1 protein-coding gene and 1 pseudogene are annotated in these 2,098 nt (G+C 71.4%); one reads left to right on the top strand and one right to left on the bottom strand.

Annotated elements, in window-relative coordinates; translation table 11 throughout:
* Nucleotides 1–706: pseudogene (locus tag CSR00_RS29730) on the bottom strand (glycoside hydrolase); the annotation flags it as partial.
* A 182-nt stretch (nucleotides 707–888) separates the two neighbouring features.
* On the opposite strand from CSR00_RS29730, the gene CSR00_RS29725 reads away from it, so the two are divergent.
* Nucleotides 889–2,098, top strand: a 1,210-nt coding sequence (locus tag CSR00_RS29725) for an HNH endonuclease signature motif containing protein (protein WP_141564542.1), incomplete at its 3' end; no start/stop codon positions are given.

Below are 2,098 nucleotides of genomic sequence, written 5' to 3'. Positions count from 1 at the left end.
CGTCGATGCCACCGACTGGAGCCGGGTCGGCGGGGGCGCTCTGCGGCGGCGGGAGAGGCGTGGCCGCGTTGTCGATCACCGCACGCTGCGGCGGTGACAACGCCGCGTACTGCGCCTCCGCGGCCAGTATCTGGCGCTGCAAGTCACCCCACTTGGCCTGCAGGTCCGCGCGCACCGCGGCAGACCGCTCGGCCGCCGCGCGGGCGTCGGCGGCCGAGATCTCCGAGGCTCGCGCCGCGGCGGCCGCGCGCTCACGCCCCGCCTGCACGGCCGTCATCCGAGCGGCCGTCTCCGCGGCGACCACCCGTTGCAGCGACAGCTGGTCGATCAACTGCTGCGGAGACGGCGCGGTCAGCACCGCCGCCAGCTGGCCGGTACGTCCCTCCACGTAGGTCATCGCCGCCACCCGGTCGGCCGCGACCTGAGAGCGCTGAAGCTCGGAGCTCGCGACCTCAAGGGCCTGCAGGTCGGCACGGTGGCGATCCTCGGCGGCGGTCTGGGCGGCCAGTTTGGCCTCGACATCGAACTGGGCCGCCGTGACCTCCTCGCGGGTCTGCACCGCCTGACGGGACAACTCGTTGAGCCTGGACAGCGCGTCGGCGGACGGGTCCGCCTTCCCGTCGGTCAGCGACATCGCCAGCAGCAGCAGGACCGCCGCCACCGAACCGCACGCCGTTCGCCGAAGTGAACGGTGTGTGCCGGTCATGCGGATTGTCACGATCCTTCGCTGCGGGGGCCGATCACGGTCCGGCCATGGGGTCTCGGCAAGGCTACGAACTGGCATCGGCGCTGTCCACTCGGCCTACAGGTGTGAGGTGGGCGCAGGCACGCCGGTGGGACCGGATTCGTCGGACCGGATTTGTCGGACCGGATTGTGATGATGGGGTCATGTCCCCGACCGTCTCGGCTGTGGCCACCGAGCTGCCTCCCGGCGAGCGTCTGGAGGTGTTGTTCGAGGAGTTGGCCGAGCTGACCGGTCAACGCAACGCCATCGACGGCCGCATCGTGGAGATCATCGCCGAGGTCGACCGCGACGAGCTGTGGGGCGCCACGGGTGCCCGATCGATCCCCGCGCTGGTGGCCTGGAAGGCCGGCGTCTCACCACGCAACGCTCACACCATCGCCGCCATCGCACACCGGCTGGAGCAGTTCCCACGCTGCACCGCGGGCCTGCGCGGCGGCCGACTGTCCCTCGATCAGGTCGGCGTCATCGCCGAGGGCGCCGCCGACGGCTCCGACGACCACTACGCCCAACTGGCCGCGGTGGCCACCGTCACCCAACTGCGCACCGCGGTCAAACTCGAACCCCGACCGGACCCCGACCCGCGCTCGGCACCGCAACGCTCACTGACCAAGACCACCGATGACCGGTACACCACCTGGCGGATCCGCCTGCCCCACCTCGAAGCGGCGACGTTCGACGCCGCCCTCCAGTCGCATCACGACGCCCTGATCACCGACTGGAAGCGCGACCACGAGCAGGACGCTCACAACGGCCTTGCAGACGGCCCTGCAGACGGCCTCGCAGACGGCCCTGCAGGCGGCGACCCGGTGTCCGATCAGGCGGCGGCGTTTCCCGACAGCGTGGATGCATTCCTCAGCCTGATCGAGGCCGGATGGGACACCGAGGCCACCCGCCGCCCCCACGGACAACACACCACCGTCGTCGTCCACGTCGACCTCGACAAGCCGGTGACCGCCCTGCACCTGGGCCCGCTGCTGACCGATGACGAGCGCCGCTACCTGACCTGCGACGCCACCGGCGAAATCTGGTTCGAACGCCACGGCCGCGTCATCGGCTCCGGGCGGGCCACCCGCACCGTCAACCGACGCCTGCGCCGCGCCCTCGAACACCGCGACCGCTGCTGCGTGGTCCCCGGCTGCGGGGCCACCCGCGGGCTGCACGCCCACCACATCCGCCACTGGGAACACGGCGGCCCCACCGACCTGGACAACCTGGTCCTGGTCTGCCCTCATCACCACCGCCTCCACCACCGCGGCCAGATCACGATCACCGGCACCGCGCACACCCTGTCGGTCACCGACAACACCGGGGAACCCCTGACCGGCGCATCTCTGACCCGCCCGCCCACCACAC

This window comes from Mycolicibacterium palauense (genome assembly GCF_002592005.1).
GTDB classification, from domain to species: Bacteria; Actinomycetota; Actinomycetes; order Mycobacteriales; family Mycobacteriaceae; genus Mycobacterium; species Mycobacterium palauense.
Note: the sequence above shows the minus strand (reverse complement) of the source record. Positions and strands in the feature narration are given on the sequence as shown.